Source organism: Pseudomonas sp. BNK-15, assembly GCF_047456105.1.
GTDB classification, from domain to species: domain Bacteria; phylum Pseudomonadota; class Gammaproteobacteria; order Pseudomonadales; family Pseudomonadaceae; genus Aquipseudomonas; species Aquipseudomonas putida_E.
The window spans coordinates 1,690,172-1,704,101 of the sequence record NZ_CP179898.1; the positions used below are offsets into that span (position 1 = coordinate 1,690,172).

Below are 13,930 nucleotides of genomic sequence, written 5' to 3' on the forward strand. Positions count from 1 at the left end.
ATCGGCAGACGCTTGTAATAGCTTTAGGTTATTTGCAAACGTTTGCTCATATCCTTATTTCCAATCGCCCTGTTAAGCGGAAAAAGACCGACCATTTCACTTGGTCTTCACCCAGAAGCCTGATCAAGCCCTTCAGCTTAAAGCGAATGGCTCCTATGCTAATTCCAAAAAGTTATTTATTTTCTATTTCTTAGATCATCTAGCCTTCTTGCCATTCAGCACACCGATTGCCTGACAAGAGGTTCGACCATGATCCCGCACACGCCACTGCGCTTGCTCGCCGCCCTGACCCTCGCCGGAACCAGCTGGTTCGCCCAGGCCGCCGACCTGACCGTCGCCTACCAGACCACCGTCGACCCGGCCAAGGTGGCCCAGGTCGATGGCGACTACGAAAAAGCCAGCAAGGCCAGCATCGACTGGCGCAAGTTCGATAACGGCGCTGATGTGATCACTGCAGTGGCCAGCGGCGACGTGCAGATCGGCTACCTGGGCTCAAGCCCGCTGGCCGCTGCCGCCACCCGCAAGCTGCCGGTGGAAACCTTCCTGATCGCCACCCAGATCGGCGCCGGCGAAGCGCTGGTGGCCCGCGACAGCATCAAGACCCCACAAGACCTGATCGGCAAGAAAGTCGCCGTGCCCTTTGTTTCCACCGGCCACTACAGCCTGCTGGCCGCGCTGAAGAGCTGGAACATCGACCCGTCTAAGGTGCAGATCCTCAACCTCGCCCCACCGGCGATCATCGCTGCCTGGAAGCGCGGCGACATCGACGCCACCTACGTTTGGGACCCGGCCCTGGGTGTGGCCAAGGAAAACGGCAAGGTGCTGATCACCTCCGGGGAGCTGGCCGAGAAAGGCGCACCGACCTTCGATGCCTGGATCGTGCGCAAGGACTTCGCCGACAAGCACCCCGAGGTGGTCAAAGCCTTTGCCAAGGTCACCCTCGACGCCTACGCCGACTACCGCAAAGACCCGCAGGCCTGGCTGGCCAACAAGGACAACGTGGCCAAGCTGGTGAAGCTGTCCGGTGCCAAGGCCAGTGATATTCCTGCTCTGTTGCAAGGCAACGTCTACCCGCTGGCCGCCGACCAGGCCAACGCCCTGGGTGCACCGACCACTCAAGCGCTGACCGACACCGCCACCTTCCTCAAGCAGCAAGGCAAGGTCGACGCCGTGTTGCCGGACTATTCGGCCTACGTCAGCGCCAAGTTCTTGCCCAATTGATCCGGAGCCCGTCATGGCCTTGCTAGAACTGGAGCGCATCAGCGCACAGTACCCCGGCGCCAGCACCCCTGTGCTGGCCGACATCAACCTCAGCCTGGGCCCAGGCCAGCTGCTGGTAGCACTGGGCCCCTCCGGCAGCGGCAAGACATCCCTGCTCAACCTGATCGCGGGCTTTGTCGCCCCCAGCGGCGGGCGCATCACCCTTGACGGCGTGCCGGTGCAAGGCCCCGGCGCCGAACGCGGCGTGGTGTTTCAGGACGATGCTCTGCTGCCGTGGCAGAACGTGCTGGGCAACGTCGCCTTCGGTTTGGAGCTGGCTGGTGTAGCCCGCGGCGAGCGAGAGGCCAAGGCACGGGAAATGCTGGCACTGGTCGATCTGGATGGCTTTGGCGAGCGGCGCATCTGGCAACTGTCCGGTGGCCAGAAGCAGCGTGTGGGCCTGGCCCGCGCGCTGGCGGCCGACCCAAGGGTACTGCTGATGGACGAGCCGTTCGGCGCCCTCGATGCGTTCACCCGCGAGCAGATGCAGGAACTGTTGCTGCAGGTCTGGCAGCGCACCGCCAAACCGGTGTTCCTGATCACTCACGACATTGAAGAAGCCGTATTCCTTGCAACCGAACTGGTGCTGTTGGCCCCAGACCCAGGCCGCGTGGTCGAGCGCCTGCAGCTGGACTTCGGCCAACGTTATGCCGCTGGCGAATCGGCCCGGGCCATCAAGTCTGACCCACGCTTCATTGAAACCCGCGAGCATGTGCTGGCGCGGGTTTTCTCTCAACGCCAAAGCCTGCAGGAGCACGCATGAGCAGCCTTGATCTGCCGGTCGCCAGCAAGCGCGACAGCCAAGCCCGGCCCGTTGATAAAGCGCGCCGCCAGCTTTCCACCCGCTGGATCAGCACGCTAACCCTGGCCAGCCTGCTGCTGGTCTGGTGGCTGGTGACCGCCGCCGGCTGGATCGAGCCACTGTTCCTGCCAGCGCCCGGCGACATCCTGGCCAAAGCCTGGAGCTTGCTCACCCAAGGCTACATGGACGCCAGCCTGTGGCAACACCTGGGCGCGAGCCTGGGCCGCATCGGCCTGGCGCTGGTTGCCGCGACCCTGACTGCCATCCCGGCCGGTATCGCCATCGGCTACAACCGTGTGGCCCGCGGCATCCTCGACCCACTGATCGAGTTCTACCGCCCCATACCGCCACTGGCCTACCTGCCACTGATCGTCATCTGGTGCGGTATCGGCGAGTTGTCCAAGGTACTGCTGATCTACCTGGCAATCTTCGCCCCGATCGCCATCGCTACGGCCACCGGCGTGCGCACCGTCGACCCGGCCAGATTGCGCGCTGCGCAATCGCTGGGGGCGACCAAGGTGCAACTGATCCGCCATGTGATCGTGCCCAGCGCCCTGCCCGACATACTCACCGGTATCCGTATCGGCCTGGGTGTGGGCTGGTCGACCCTTGTGGCCGCCGAGCTGATCGCTGCCACCAGCGGCCTGGGCTTCATGGTGCAGTCGGCGGCGCAGTTTCTGGTGACCGACGTGGTGGTGCTGGGCATCCTGCTGATCGCCCTGATCGCCTTCGCCCTGGAGATGGGCCTGCGCGCCCTGCAGCGCAAGCTGGTGCCCTGGCATGGGCAAAGCCACTGACCGATTGCGGACTGACCACGCCGGCTACCCGGCGCCTGGAGTGAGAAAAGACATGAGCCTGACCGTTACCCCCCTCAGCCCGGCCCTCGGCGCCCAGATCAGCGGCGTGGACATCAGCCGCGAGATTACCGTCGAGCAGCGCGACGCCATCGAGCAGGCACTGCTCCAACACCAGGTGCTGTTCTTCCGGGACCAGCCGATCACACCCGAGCAGCAAGCGCACTTTGCCGCGCGCTTCGGCGACCTGCACATCCACCCGATCTACCCCAACGTACCGCAAACCCCGCAGGTGCTGATCCTCGACACCGCGGTCACCGACGTACGCGATAATGCCGTGTGGCACACCGACGTGACCTTCCTGCCGACCCCGGCGCTGGGTGCGGTGCTCAGTGCCAAGCAGTTGCCGGCCTATGGCGGCGATACCTTGTGGGCCAGCGGCATTGCCGCTTTCCAAGCCCTGTCGGCCCCGCTGCGCGAGATGCTCGATGGCCTGACTGCAACGCACGATTTCACCAAGTCGTTCCCGCTCGAGCGCTTTGGCACTACGCCTGAGGACCTGGCGCGCTGGGAAGCGACCCGGCGCAACAACCCGCCGCTGTCACACCCGGTTGTTCGTACGCACCCGGTGAGCGGCCGCAAGGCGTTGTTCGTCAATGAAGGGTTCACCACGCGGATCAATGAGCTGAGCGAGTTGGAGAGCGAGGCGCTGCTCAAGCTGCTGTTCGCCCATGCGACGCGGCCGGAGTTCAGCATCCGCTGGCGTTGGCAGGAGAACGACGTGGCGTTCTGGGACAACCGCGTCACTCAGCATTTTGCGGTGGATGATTACCGGCCGAACCGGCGGGTGATGCATCGGGCGACCATCCTGGGGGATGCGCCGTTCTGAAAGAACCTTGGGAGGCCTTTGGCCTCCTTTCGCGACACAAGGCCGCTCCTACAGGCCTGTAGGAGCGGCCTTGTGTCGCGAAAGGGCCGCAAAGCGGCCCCAGCGATCTACCTGACCAGATGCAAGAACTGCATATGCCGCTCGTACTGGTCGAGGATGTCGTTGATGATCTGCTCCTTGCTGTAGCCCACCAGGTCGTAGTTCTGGCTGCCCTCGCTAAGGTGCACCTCCGCCCGGTAATAACGGCGGTTCTTCAAATCCTGCGTCCCCAACCCACCCAGCGCGAACGACGGTGTGAAATACCCGCGCATCTGCACCTGATAGATGAACGGCTGCTCTTCACCATGGCCGACCTTCAGGCTGACGTTGTCGTGGCTAGGGTCATCCTGGGTCACCAGTACCAGGCCTTTCTGCTCGAACACCTCGCGCACATCGGCAATCGCCGGGCGCACCACGTCGTCCATGAAGCGGTACACCTCATCGCGTGACGGGAAGTGCACCGCCTGGCTCAGGCGCTGGCGCCAACCACCACGGCCACGGCGGGACTGCGCGAACGGTGCCAGCGAATGCAACTGGGCGATCTGGCGCTGCGACTCAAGGTAGAACGCCTTATGCAGGCCCCACATCATGCACAGCAGGATCAACGAGAACGGCAGCGAGGTCAGCACCACCGCCGATTTGAGCGAATCGATGCTGCCGGCGAACAGCAGGCTGCTGGTGATCAGCGCGGTCATCGCGCCCCAGAAGATCCGCAACCAGTTCGGGCCGTCTTCATCAGCACCGCCATCCTTGGCGGACAAGGTCGACAGCACCACCGTGCCCGAGTCCGCCGATGTGACGAAGAACACGAAGCTGATGAACACCGTCACCGCGATGACGGTCTTGCTCCACGGGTAGGTCTCCAGCAGCAGGTACAGGCTCATCGACGGGTTATCGATGGCCGACTGGCCGAGCGCGGTCATGCCGTGGTTCAGCACCTGGTCCAGCGCGCTGTTGCCGAAGATCGACATCCACGCCAGGGTGAAGCCCAGCGGGATCAGCAGCACACCGAAGACGAATTCACGGATGGTGCGGCCACGCGAGATACGCGCGATGAACAGCCCCACGAAAGGCGCCCAGGCAATCCACCAGGCCCAGTAGAACACCGTCCAGCCGCCCAGCCAGTCGCGGTTTTCGCCATAGGCATAAACGTCGAAGCTCTTGCGTGGCAGGGCGCCGAGGTAATCGCCAAGGTTCTGGATCAAGGTATTGAACAGGTGCTGGGTGGGCCCGGCGAACAGCACGAACAGCAGCAGGGCACAGGCCAGGAACAGGTTGATGTCGCTCATCACCCGCACACCTTTCTCCACCCCCGCGACCGCTACGGCCACCGCAGCGCCCATCATCAGGACGATGAGCGCGATCTGCACCCATTGGCTATGGCTGATGCCGAACAGGTAGTCGAGGCCGGCATTGAGGTGCAGCACCCCGAAGCCCATGTCGGCGCCCAGGCCGAACACCGTGGCGATGATGCCGAAACCGTCTACCGCGTAACCGATCGGCCCGTTGATACGCTTGCCGATCAGCGGGTACAGCGCCGAACGCAAAGCCAGCGGCAGGTTGTGGCGGTAGGCGAAGTAGGCCAGCGCCATGCCGACGAAGGCAAACACGCCCCAGCCATGCAGGCCCCAGTGCAGGAACAGTATCTGCATCGCCTGGCGCCCGGCCTCCGCCGTGCCCGCCTCACCCTGGGGGGGCTGGAGCATGTGGGTCAGGGGTTCGGAAACGCAGAAGAAGAACAGCGTGATGCTGATACCGGCGGCGAACAACATGCCGGCCCACGACAGGTAGCTGAACTCGGGTTCGTCGTGGTCGGCACCGAGCTTGATCTTGCCGTAGCCGGACAAGGCGGTGACCACCACGAAGACCAGGTACAGGGTCATGGCCAGCATGTAGTACCAGCCGACCGTGTTGGCCGCCCAGTTCTGCGCTGCCAAGAGCCAGTCGCCCGCTGCTTGCGGTTGGGCGATGACCACCAGGCCGAAGATGAGGATGAAGCTTGCCGCAAAATAGAACACCGGAGGGTTCATGCGGATCTGGCTGTTGGAAGGGGTCGGTGCACTCATGGGGCATGCACCTCGTCGATTGACGTGAGGTTCGGAATGAACGGGTTCAGCAAAGGAATCCTCCTGTTGAACACCGGCAGCGGACCAGCGTTTTTTCGTTGAACAAGCGTTCAAGTTAAACATGGATCGGGATTCGATGCGACCCGGGCTGCTGATCGGCACATTCCTGCACCGGCGATAGGGCCGGTACAGGCAGTGAAGCATTCAGGTCAATTCTTGCCCTGGCAATCCAACTGTAGATTGGCCTGGGTAATATTGCTTTCGGCCGGCACACTCCGGGTCAGCCACACATTGCCGCCAATGGTCGAACCTTTACCAATGGTGATCCTTCCCAGGATGGTCGCCCCCGCGTAGATCACAACATCGTCCTCGACGATCGGGTGGCGGGCCAGGCCTTTGTGCAACGTACCCGACTCATCGCTCGGGAAGCGCTTGGCGCCAAGGGTCACCGCCTGGTAGATGCGCACACGCTCACCGATGATCGCAGTCTCGCCGATCACCACACCGGTACCGTGGTCGATGAAGAAGCTCGGGCCGATCTGCGCGCCCGGGTGGATATCGATACCCGTGGCCGAATGCGCCAGCTCCGAACAGATGCGCGCCAACAATGGCAAACCGGCCTGGTACAAATGGTGGGCCAGTCGGTGATGGATGATGGCGAGTATGCCCGGGTAGCACAGCAGCACTTCATCGACGCTGCGCGCGGCCGGGTCACCGTGGTAGGCGGCAAGTACATCGGTGTCGAGCAGCACGCGCAGGCCTGGCAGGGCGGCGGCAAAATCCTGGATCAGGCGCAGTGCCTGGGCATCGACGGCGGCCAGGTCGGCATTGCTCTGGCGCGCGGCATAGCGCAGTTCCAGACGTGCCTGGGCCAGCAACGCGGTCAGCGCGGCGTCGAGGGTGTGGCCAACGTAGAAGTCCTCGCTCTCTTCGCGCAGGTCGACCGGGCCCAAACGCATCGGGAACAGCGCACCGCACAACTGCTCGAGGACCTGGCGAATGGCCTCGCGCGAGGGCAATTCGCGCCCGCCCTGCTCGCCAATGCTGCGGCCATTGTGGCTTCGCCACTGCTCACGGGCGCTGCGCAGGCCGCTGACAATATTGTGCAACTGCCAATGCGCGGATGAAGGTTGTTCGCTCACGGTGATCTCCTGCCAGGGCCAATCAGATAGTTTGCAATCCACTTTACGGCAAATCAGCCCCTTGGAAAAAACAACGCTTTATTCCATCCTGCGCTAAGTCGGGCATAAGCCGCGATGACGGACCCGGCATCGTCGCCTACCCTCAAAGCAGCCAAAACCCGGCACAGATCAAAAAGGAAATAACAAAATAAGTTTTTATTATTTCCTGGCCTATGAAGCCAACCCTATAGTCGCCACCCACCTCTTCCACAACAAGCGCGGGGCCTGACATGTCGAAATTCGCCAAACCGCTTCTCAATGCCAGCTTGGCCATCCTGCTGGGCACCGGTCTGTTCAGCCAGGCATTCGCCGGCGAGCAACTGAAAACCATCCAGGAAAAAGGCGTGATCAACGTCGGCCTCGAGGGCACCTACCCGCCGTTCAGCTTCCAGGATGAAAACGGCAAGCTCGCCGGCTTCGAGGTCGAGTTTTCAGAACTGCTGGCCAAGGAGCTGGGCGTCAAGGCCAAGATCCAGCCAACCAAATGGGATGGCATCCTTGCAGCGCTGGAATCCAAGCGCCTGGACGTGGTGGTCAACCAAGTGACCATCTCCGAGGAGCGCAAGAAGAAGTACGACTTCTCCGAGCCCTACACCGTCTCCGGCATCCAGGCGCTGATCCTGAAGAAGAAAGCCGAGCAGTTGAACATCAAGACCGCGCAGGACCTGGCCGGCAAGAAGGTCGGCGTGGGCCTGGGCACCAATTACGAACAGTGGGTGAAGCAGGACGTTCCGAACGCTGAAGTGCGCACCTACGAAGATGACCCGAGCAAGTTCGCCGACCTGCGCAACGGCCGTATCGACGCCATCCTGATCGACCGCCTGGCCGCCCTGGAATACGCGCAAAAAGCCAAGGACACCGAGCTTGCAGGCGACGCCTTCTCGCGCCTGGAAAGCGGCGTGGCCCTGCGCAAGGGTGAGCCGGAGCTGCTTGCGGCCATCGACAAGGCCATCGACAAGCTCAAGGCCGATGGCACCCTGGCCAAGCTGTCCGAGAAATACTTCGGTGCCGATGTCACCAAATGATCGCTGAAAGCCTGCAACTCGTTGTCGATTCCGCGCCCTTCCTGCTCAAGGGCGCGGGTTATACAGTGCTGCTGAGTGTCGGCGGCATGTTCTTCGGCCTGGTACTGGGTTTTGCCCTGGCACTGATGCGCCTGTCGAAGATCCTGCCGCTGGACTGGCTGGCACGCATCTATGTGTCGTTCTTCCGGGGCACGCCGCTGCTGGTGCAGCTGTTCGTGATCTACTTCGGCATGCCGCAGATCGGCATCGAACTCGACCCGATCCCGGCCTCGCTGATTGGCCTGTCGCTGAACATGGCAGCGTACATCTGCGAAATCCTGCGTGCGGCGATCTCCTCGATCGACCGTGGCCAGTGGGAAGCAGCCGCCAGCATCGGCATGACCCGCACCCAGGCCATGCGCCGGGCGATCCTGCCGCAAGCACTGCGCACGGCATTGCCACCGCTGGGTAACAGCTTCATCTCGCTGGTCAAGGACACCGCCTTGGCGGCGACCATCCAGGTGCCCGAGCTGTTCCGCCAGGCGCAGCTGATCACTGCGCGCACTTTCGAAGTATTCACCATGTACCTGGCCGTTGCGGTGGTCTACTGGGTCCTCTGCAGCATCCTCGCGCACTTCCAGAACCGCATGGAAGCGCGGGTCAACCAGCACGACCAGGAGCACTGAAGATGATCGTAGTAGAAGGCCTGACCAAGCAGTTCAAAGGCCAGACCGTGCTCAACGGCATCGACCTGACCGTGCAACCGGGCGAAGTGGTGGCCATCATCGGCCCCAGCGGCTCGGGCAAGACCACCTTCCTGCGGTGCCTCAACCTGCTGGAAACGCCAGACGCCGGGCGCATTCAGATCGGTGCCATCAGCATCGATGCCAACCGCCCGCTTGGCAATCAGCAAAGTGCCATTCGCCGCTTGCGCCAGCAGGCCGGCTTCGTGTTCCAGAGCTTCAACCTGTTCCCTCATCGCACAGCGCTGGAAAACGTCATCGAAGGGCCGGTGATCGTCAAGAAGACGCCCCGCGCCCAAGCCATCGAGCTGGGCCGCAAGCTGCTGGCCAAGGTCGGCCTGGCAGGCAAGGAAGACGCCTACCCCAAACGCCTTTCGGGCGGACAGCAACAGCGCGTTGCCATCGCCCGGGCGCTGGCCATGGAACCTGAAGTGATTCTGTTCGATGAACCCACCTCGGCGCTCGACCCTGAGCTGGTCGGCGAGGTGCTGGCGACCATCCGCGGCCTGGCGGAAGAAAAGCGCACCATGATCATCGTCACCCATGAGATGAGCTTTGCGCGTGATGTGGCTAACCGGGTGATCTTCTTCGACAAGGGGGTGATCGTAGAGCAGGGCGAGGCCAAGGCGCTGTTTGCCAATCCCAAGGAAGAGCGGACGCGGCAGTTCTTGCGCAAGTTTCTCGGGACTGCGGCTTCCGAATAATCGGCATTCGTTTCACTGGCCCATCGCCGGCAAACCGGCGATGGGGCGCGAAGCGGCCCTACTCAGTTCCAACGCAAACCCTCAGCCGGCACGGGCCGCCCGAACCAGTAGCCCTGCCCCAGCTGGCACTGCTGCTCCAGCAGGAACCTGGCCTGCTCCGGCTGCTCGATGCCCTCAGCGTGCACCTGCATGCCCATGCTCCGGGCCAGGGCGATGATCACCCGCACGATCGCGACGTCGTCGTCATCCATCGGCAAGCCGGCGACGAAGCCCTGGTCGATCTTCAGCTTCTGCACCGGCAGGCGCTTTAGCCGCAGCAACGACGAGTAGCCGGTGCCAAAGTCATCGATTGCCAGGTTCAAGCCCAGCTCACGCAGCCGGTGCAACTGCTCCAGCGCGACTTCGGGGTCTTCCATGACTGCACTCTCGGTCACCTCCACCTCCAGCAGCGACGGATCCAGACCGGTTTCGTGCAACACCCCGGCCACTTGCCGGTACAGCTCACGCTGGCCGAACAACCGGCTGGAGATGTTGACCGCAACGAACTCGAGCAGGCGCCCGTCAGCCTGCCAACTGACCATCTGCCGGCACGCCTCGCGCAGCACCCAGGCATCGATGTCGGCAATCAGCCCGGTACGCTCGGCGATAGGGATGAATTCGCTTGGCGGCACCAAGCCACGTTGCGGGTGCTGCCAACGCACCAGTGCCTCCACCCCGACCATCTTCGAGGTGAACAGGTCGAACACCGGCTGGTAGAACACCCGCAGTTCGTCTTGCGCCAGCGCACGGCGCAGCTCGCCTGCCGTTTCCACCCGGTGCTGGGCGTGTGCTGTCAGCTCTTCGGTGTACAGCGCGTAACAGGCGCGGCCATTGTGCTTGGCCTTGAACAGCGCCGAGTCGGCGTTGCGCAGTAGCTGTTCGGCGCTCAACGCATCGCTGGGGAACAGGCTGATGCCAACGCTGACGCTGATGAACAGCCGATGCCCGTCGAACTCGAACGGTTCACGCATGCGTTCGATGAGCGCCTGTGCCAGTTTGCCGGCCTGGCCGACCTGCTGGCAGTTCTCTGCCAGCACACCAAACTCGTCACCGCCCAGGCGCGCCAAGGTCACGCCATTGCCCACCACCTCGGCCAGACGCTCGCCTACCAGCTTGAGCAGCTGATCACCGATGGTGTGGCCCAAGCCGTCGTTGATGCTCTGAAAGTGGTCAAGGTCAAGCAGCAACAAAGCACATCCACGCTTGTTGGCCTGTGCCGAAGCCAGTGCCTGCTCGGCCCGGTCGTTGAACAGCAGACGGTTGGGCAAGCCGGTAAGGGGGTCGTGATGGGCCAGGTAGGCCAGTTCCTGCTCGGTATGCTTGATCGCGCTGATGTCGCTGAAAACCGCGACATAATGGGTCATCTCACCGCCATCATCGTGTATGGCGCGGATTGTCTGCCATTGCGGGTAGATTTCACCGCTCTTGCGCCGGTTCCATATCTCCCCGCTCCACTCGCCCTTCTCTGCCAGGGTGGCATAAATCTGCTGATAGAACGGCACGCCGTGCCGGCCCGACTTGAACTTGCTCGGGCGCTGGCCGAGCACTTCGTCCTGCTGGTAACCCGTGATCCGCATGAAGGCACGGTTGACGTGCACGATCAGCCCCTGGCGGTCAGTGACCAGCACGCCCTCCAGGGTACTGTCGAACACGGCTGCGGCCATACGCAGGCGGGCGCGGTCTTCGCTGCGAAGCCGTGCGCCGACACCGATGAAATTGAGCAGACGGGCACGGGTAAAGAAAATCAGCCCCGCGCTGGCCAGCACCCATAGAACAACATTGATCTGCCGCCCCACGGCCAAGGCCAGAGGGTCTTCAGACATGCTGCGCAAAACCACCTCTGACAGCACCAGCCAGAGGATCGAGAGCACCAGATACAGCGCGGCCATGCGCAAGGCGTCGCGAACGGAAACAGACATGTCGGCAACAAAAGTCCATGAAAAATGATGGGGCATTATAGAGGCAGAAACATGCCGTGACGTCCTATCTGCAAGGGTGACTGGTTTTATTTCCCTGCCAAGGGATAATCAGAGCCTTCCCCTGTGTCTTCGAGGGTTTTGACACCTATGTGGTATTACGGTCTGCTCGACTTGTCGGCCTGGCAACTGGTTGGCGTTACCCTGCTGATGACTCACGTGACCATCATCAGCGTCACCATTTATCTGCACCGCTACTCCGCCCACCGTGCCCTGGAGCTCAATGGCGCGCTCAAGCACTTTTTCCGCTTCTGGCTGTGGCTGACCACGGCGCAGAACACCCGCGAGTGGACAGCAGTGCACCGCAAGCACCACGCCAAGTGCGAAACCCCGGACGACCCGCACAGCCCAGTGCACAAAGGCCTGGGCACGGTGCTGCGCAAAGGCGCCGAACTCTACAGGGAAGAAGCACTCAACCCCGAAACCCTGCGCATCTACGGCAAAAACTGCCCGGATGACTGGATCGAGCGCAATCTCTACTCACGCTACAAACATGGCGGTATCGCCCTGATGGCGGTGCTCGACCTGCTGCTGTTCGGCACTATCGGCATTACCATCTGGGCGGTGCAGATGATGTGGATTCCGTTCTGGGCAGCGGGTGTGGTCAACGGCTTGGGCCATGCGGTGGGCTACCGCAACTTCGAGTGCCGCGACGCTGCTACCAACCTGGTGCCATGGGGCATCGTCATCGGTGGCGAAGAACTGCACAACAACCACCACACCTACCCCAATTCGGCCAAGCTGTCGGTCAAGCGCTGGGAGTTCGATGCCGGCTGGGCCTGGATACGCCTGTTGTGCCTGCTGCGCCTGGCCAAAGTACAGCGGGTGGCGCCTATCGCCCATCGCGTCGAAGGCAAGGCCAACCTGGACATGGACACCACCATGGCCATCCTCAACAACCGTTTCCAGATCATGGCCCAATACCGCAAGCTGGTGATCGGCCCGTTGGTCAAACAGGAACTGGCCAAGGTCGACGCCTCGGTACGCCATCGCTTCCGCCGGGCCAAACGCCTGCTGTCGCGGGAACCCAGCCTGCTCGAAGAGCGTCACCATGTGCGCATCGAGTCCCTGCTTGAGCAGAGCCAGGCACTCAAGACCATCTATGAGAAACGCTTGGCCTTGCAGCAGATCTGGGCCCGTACCAGCGCCAATGGTCACGACATGCTGGCCGCCATGAAAGACTGGGTGCACGAGGCGGAAGCCAGTGGCATTCACGCCCTGCACGACTTCGCAGCGCAGTTGAAAACCTACTCCCTGCGCCCGAACGGCGCCTGAGCACCGTTGATCGGCACGCCCCGCAACGGGGCGTGCACGCTGGAACTTCCCCCCTGAAAAACCACTCAAAGCCGGCACATCGCCCGCGTGGCGGGCCGGTCTTTGGCCGCACGCTTACCCGTCGAGAGCCGCTCCGTGCACATGGCCAAGAACATCCATTCAACGCTGCCCGGCAATTCAGCTCCCGAGGCAGCCCAAATACTGCTGGCCTTGCTGCATGCCCAAGGCGAAGTGGCTCGCCTGAGCGAACGTGAACAGCTCTACAGCTCGTTGCTCGACAGCGTCAACGCGGTGCTCTGGGCGTTCGACTGGGAAACACGCCAGGTGCTCTACGTCAGCCCCGCCTACGAACGCATCTTCGGCCGCCCCACGAGCCTGGTGTTGGCGGACTTCAACGAATGGCGCGACAGCATCTACCCCGATGACCTGGAATACGCCGAGCGCAGCCTGGCCCAGGTGCTGATCAAAGGCGCGGTTGAAGACCGCGAGTACCGCATTCTCAATGCAAACGGCCAGGTACGCTGGCTCAGTGACAAGTGCTACATCAACCAGCAGCAGGAAGGTGACCGGGTGATAATCGTCGGCATTGCCGAAGACATCACCGACAAGAAGCAGCTTGAGGGCGAGCTGCATCGCCTGGCCACCACGGACGTGCTGACCCAGAGCAGCAACCGCCGGCACTTTTTCGAATGTGCAGGCCAAGCCTTCGACAGCGCACGCCAAGACGGCACGCCACTGGCGTTCCTGCTACTGGACATCGATGACTTCAAGCAGATCAACGACAGCTACGGCCATCAGGAAGGCGACCAGGTATTGCAACGCATTGCCGACAGCGGCAAGGCAGTGCTGCGCCGCGGCGACCTGTTCGGGCGTATTGGTGGCGAGGAGTTTGCCGCAGTGTTCCCCGGCTGCAATGCGCAGGTCGCCGAGCAGATTGCCGAGCGCCTGCAGCGCGAGATTCAGCGGCTGAGTTTCAGCCATGGCGAGCAGGTGTATGGAGTGACGGTAAGCCAGGGGTTGACCGGGCTAACGGATGAGGATGACTCACTGGACAGCCTCTTCGCACGGGCCGATGCAGCGATGTACCGGGCCAAACGGCAGGGCAAGAATCAGATCGTGCGGGGCTGAGCCAGTGGCTGCGCACGGCGGCCCCAAAAC

Annotated in this window: 12 protein-coding genes; 9 read left to right on the forward strand and 3 right to left on the reverse strand. The window is 62.4% G+C overall.

Annotated features, from left to right (window positions below; all coding sequences use genetic code 11):
- Nucleotides 1-249: 249 nt before the first annotated feature.
- Genes tauA through tauD form a run of 4 tightly spaced genes read left to right on the forward strand, consistent with a single transcriptional unit; the run spans nucleotide 250 to nucleotide 3,745 of the window.
- On the forward strand, nucleotides 250-1,221 hold the full coding sequence (gene tauA, locus ACMGF5_RS07750; RefSeq protein ID WP_119687945.1) for a taurine ABC transporter substrate-binding protein: 972 nt from the start codon (nucleotides 250-252) through the stop codon (nucleotides 1,219-1,221).
- A 13-nt stretch (nucleotides 1,222-1,234) separates the two neighbouring features.
- The gene (gene tauB, locus ACMGF5_RS07755; protein ID WP_115273131.1) at nucleotides 1,235-2,023 is read left to right on the forward strand and encodes a taurine ABC transporter ATP-binding subunit; all 789 of its coding nucleotides are present in this window, start codon (nucleotides 1,235-1,237) and stop codon (nucleotides 2,021-2,023) included.
- Nucleotides 2,020-2,859 (forward strand): taurine ABC transporter permease TauC, encoded by an 840-nt coding sequence (gene tauC / locus ACMGF5_RS07760; RefSeq protein WP_125924696.1) that lies wholly within the window; start codon nucleotides 2,020-2,022, stop codon nucleotides 2,857-2,859. Before tauB ends, tauC begins: the two co-directional genes overlap by 4 nt.
- A 52-nt stretch (nucleotides 2,860-2,911) precedes the next feature.
- A complete protein-coding gene (gene tauD, locus ACMGF5_RS07765) occupies nucleotides 2,912-3,745 on the forward strand; it encodes a taurine dioxygenase (protein WP_281868393.1) in 834 nt (277 codons plus the stop codon).
- Between the two features lie 107 nt (nucleotides 3,746-3,852).
- On the opposite strand, the gene betT is transcribed toward tauD, so the two are convergent.
- Together betT and epsC are read right to left on the reverse strand one after the other, a co-directional pair.
- Nucleotides 3,853-5,814: a choline BCCT transporter BetT gene (gene betT / locus ACMGF5_RS07770; protein WP_217433396.1), complete on the reverse strand. Its 1,962-nt coding sequence runs from the start codon at nucleotides 5,812-5,814 to the stop codon at nucleotides 3,853-3,855.
- Nucleotides 5,815-6,059: 245 nt separating this feature from the next.
- Entirely contained in the window at nucleotides 6,060-6,992 is a 933-nt protein-coding gene (epsC, locus tag ACMGF5_RS07775) for a serine O-acetyltransferase EpsC (RefSeq protein ID WP_174141987.1), read from the reverse strand.
- A gap of 269 nt (nucleotides 6,993-7,261) precedes the next feature.
- Here epsC and tcyJ point away from each other — a divergent pair, with 269 nt between their 5' ends.
- The 3 genes from tcyJ to tcyN are packed head-to-tail and all read left to right on the forward strand — an operon-like array spanning nucleotide 7,262 to nucleotide 9,482.
- Nucleotides 7,262-8,056, forward strand: a complete 795-nt coding sequence (gene tcyJ / locus ACMGF5_RS07780; RefSeq protein WP_012316741.1) for a cystine ABC transporter substrate-binding protein — start codon at nucleotides 7,262-7,264, stop codon at nucleotides 8,054-8,056.
- Complete coding sequence (tcyL, locus tag ACMGF5_RS07785; protein ID WP_039603142.1) at nucleotides 8,053-8,721, forward strand: cystine ABC transporter permease; 669 nt, start codon at nucleotides 8,053-8,055, stop codon at nucleotides 8,719-8,721. Before tcyJ ends, tcyL begins: the two co-directional genes overlap by 4 nt.
- A 2-nt stretch (nucleotides 8,722-8,723) precedes the next feature.
- A complete protein-coding gene (gene tcyN, locus ACMGF5_RS07790; RefSeq protein WP_046788212.1) occupies nucleotides 8,724-9,482 on the forward strand; it encodes an L-cystine ABC transporter ATP-binding protein TcyN in 759 nt (252 codons plus the stop codon).
- A 62-nt stretch (nucleotides 9,483-9,544) separates the two neighbouring features.
- Here the strand turns inward: tcyN and dibA are convergent, their stop codons facing one another.
- On the reverse strand, nucleotides 9,545-11,440 hold the full coding sequence (gene dibA / locus ACMGF5_RS07795) for a phosphodiesterase DibA (RefSeq protein WP_115273136.1): 1,896 nt from the start codon (nucleotides 11,438-11,440) through the stop codon (nucleotides 9,545-9,547).
- A 147-nt stretch (nucleotides 11,441-11,587) separates the two neighbouring features.
- On the opposite strand from dibA, the gene desA reads away from it, so the two are divergent.
- Together desA and ACMGF5_RS07805 are read left to right on the forward strand one after the other, a co-directional pair.
- Entirely contained in the window at nucleotides 11,588-12,772 is a 1,185-nt protein-coding gene (gene desA, locus ACMGF5_RS07800) for a delta-9 fatty acid desaturase DesA (RefSeq protein WP_046788210.1), read from the forward strand.
- A gap of 141 nt (nucleotides 12,773-12,913) precedes the next feature.
- Entirely contained in the window at nucleotides 12,914-13,900 is a 987-nt protein-coding gene (locus ACMGF5_RS07805) for a GGDEF domain-containing protein (RefSeq protein WP_115273137.1), read from the forward strand.
- The last annotated feature ends 30 nt before the right edge of the window (nucleotides 13,901-13,930 follow it).

Bases quoted from the DNA above. Each gene is read 5' to 3' on its own strand.
- tauA (WP_119687945.1), top strand. From the start codon at position 250: ATGATCCCGCACACGCCACTGCGCTTGCTCGCCGCCCTGACCCTCGCC.
- tauB (WP_115273131.1), top strand. From the start codon at position 1,235: ATGGCCTTGCTAGAACTGGAGCGCATCAGCGCACAGTACCCCGGCGCC.
- tauC (WP_125924696.1), top strand. From the start codon at position 2,020: ATGAGCAGCCTTGATCTGCCGGTCGCCAGCAAGCGCGACAGCCAAGCC.
- tauD (WP_281868393.1), top strand. From the start codon at position 2,912: ATGAGCCTGACCGTTACCCCCCTCAGCCCGGCCCTCGGCGCCCAGATC.
- betT (WP_217433396.1), bottom strand. From the start codon at position 5,814: ATGAACCCTCCGGTGTTCTATTTTGCGGCAAGCTTCATCCTCATCTTC.
- tcyJ (WP_012316741.1), top strand. From the start codon at position 7,262: ATGTCGAAATTCGCCAAACCGCTTCTCAATGCCAGCTTGGCCATCCTG.
- tcyL (WP_039603142.1), top strand. From the start codon at position 8,053: ATGATCGCTGAAAGCCTGCAACTCGTTGTCGATTCCGCGCCCTTCCTG.
- tcyN (WP_046788212.1), top strand. From the start codon at position 8,724: ATGATCGTAGTAGAAGGCCTGACCAAGCAGTTCAAAGGCCAGACCGTG.
- dibA (WP_115273136.1), bottom strand. From the start codon at position 11,440: ATGTCTGTTTCCGTTCGCGACGCCTTGCGCATGGCCGCGCTGTATCTG.
- desA (WP_046788210.1), top strand. From the start codon at position 11,588: ATGTGGTATTACGGTCTGCTCGACTTGTCGGCCTGGCAACTGGTTGGC.
- ACMGF5_RS07805 (WP_115273137.1), top strand. From the start codon at position 12,914: ATGGCCAAGAACATCCATTCAACGCTGCCCGGCAATTCAGCTCCCGAG.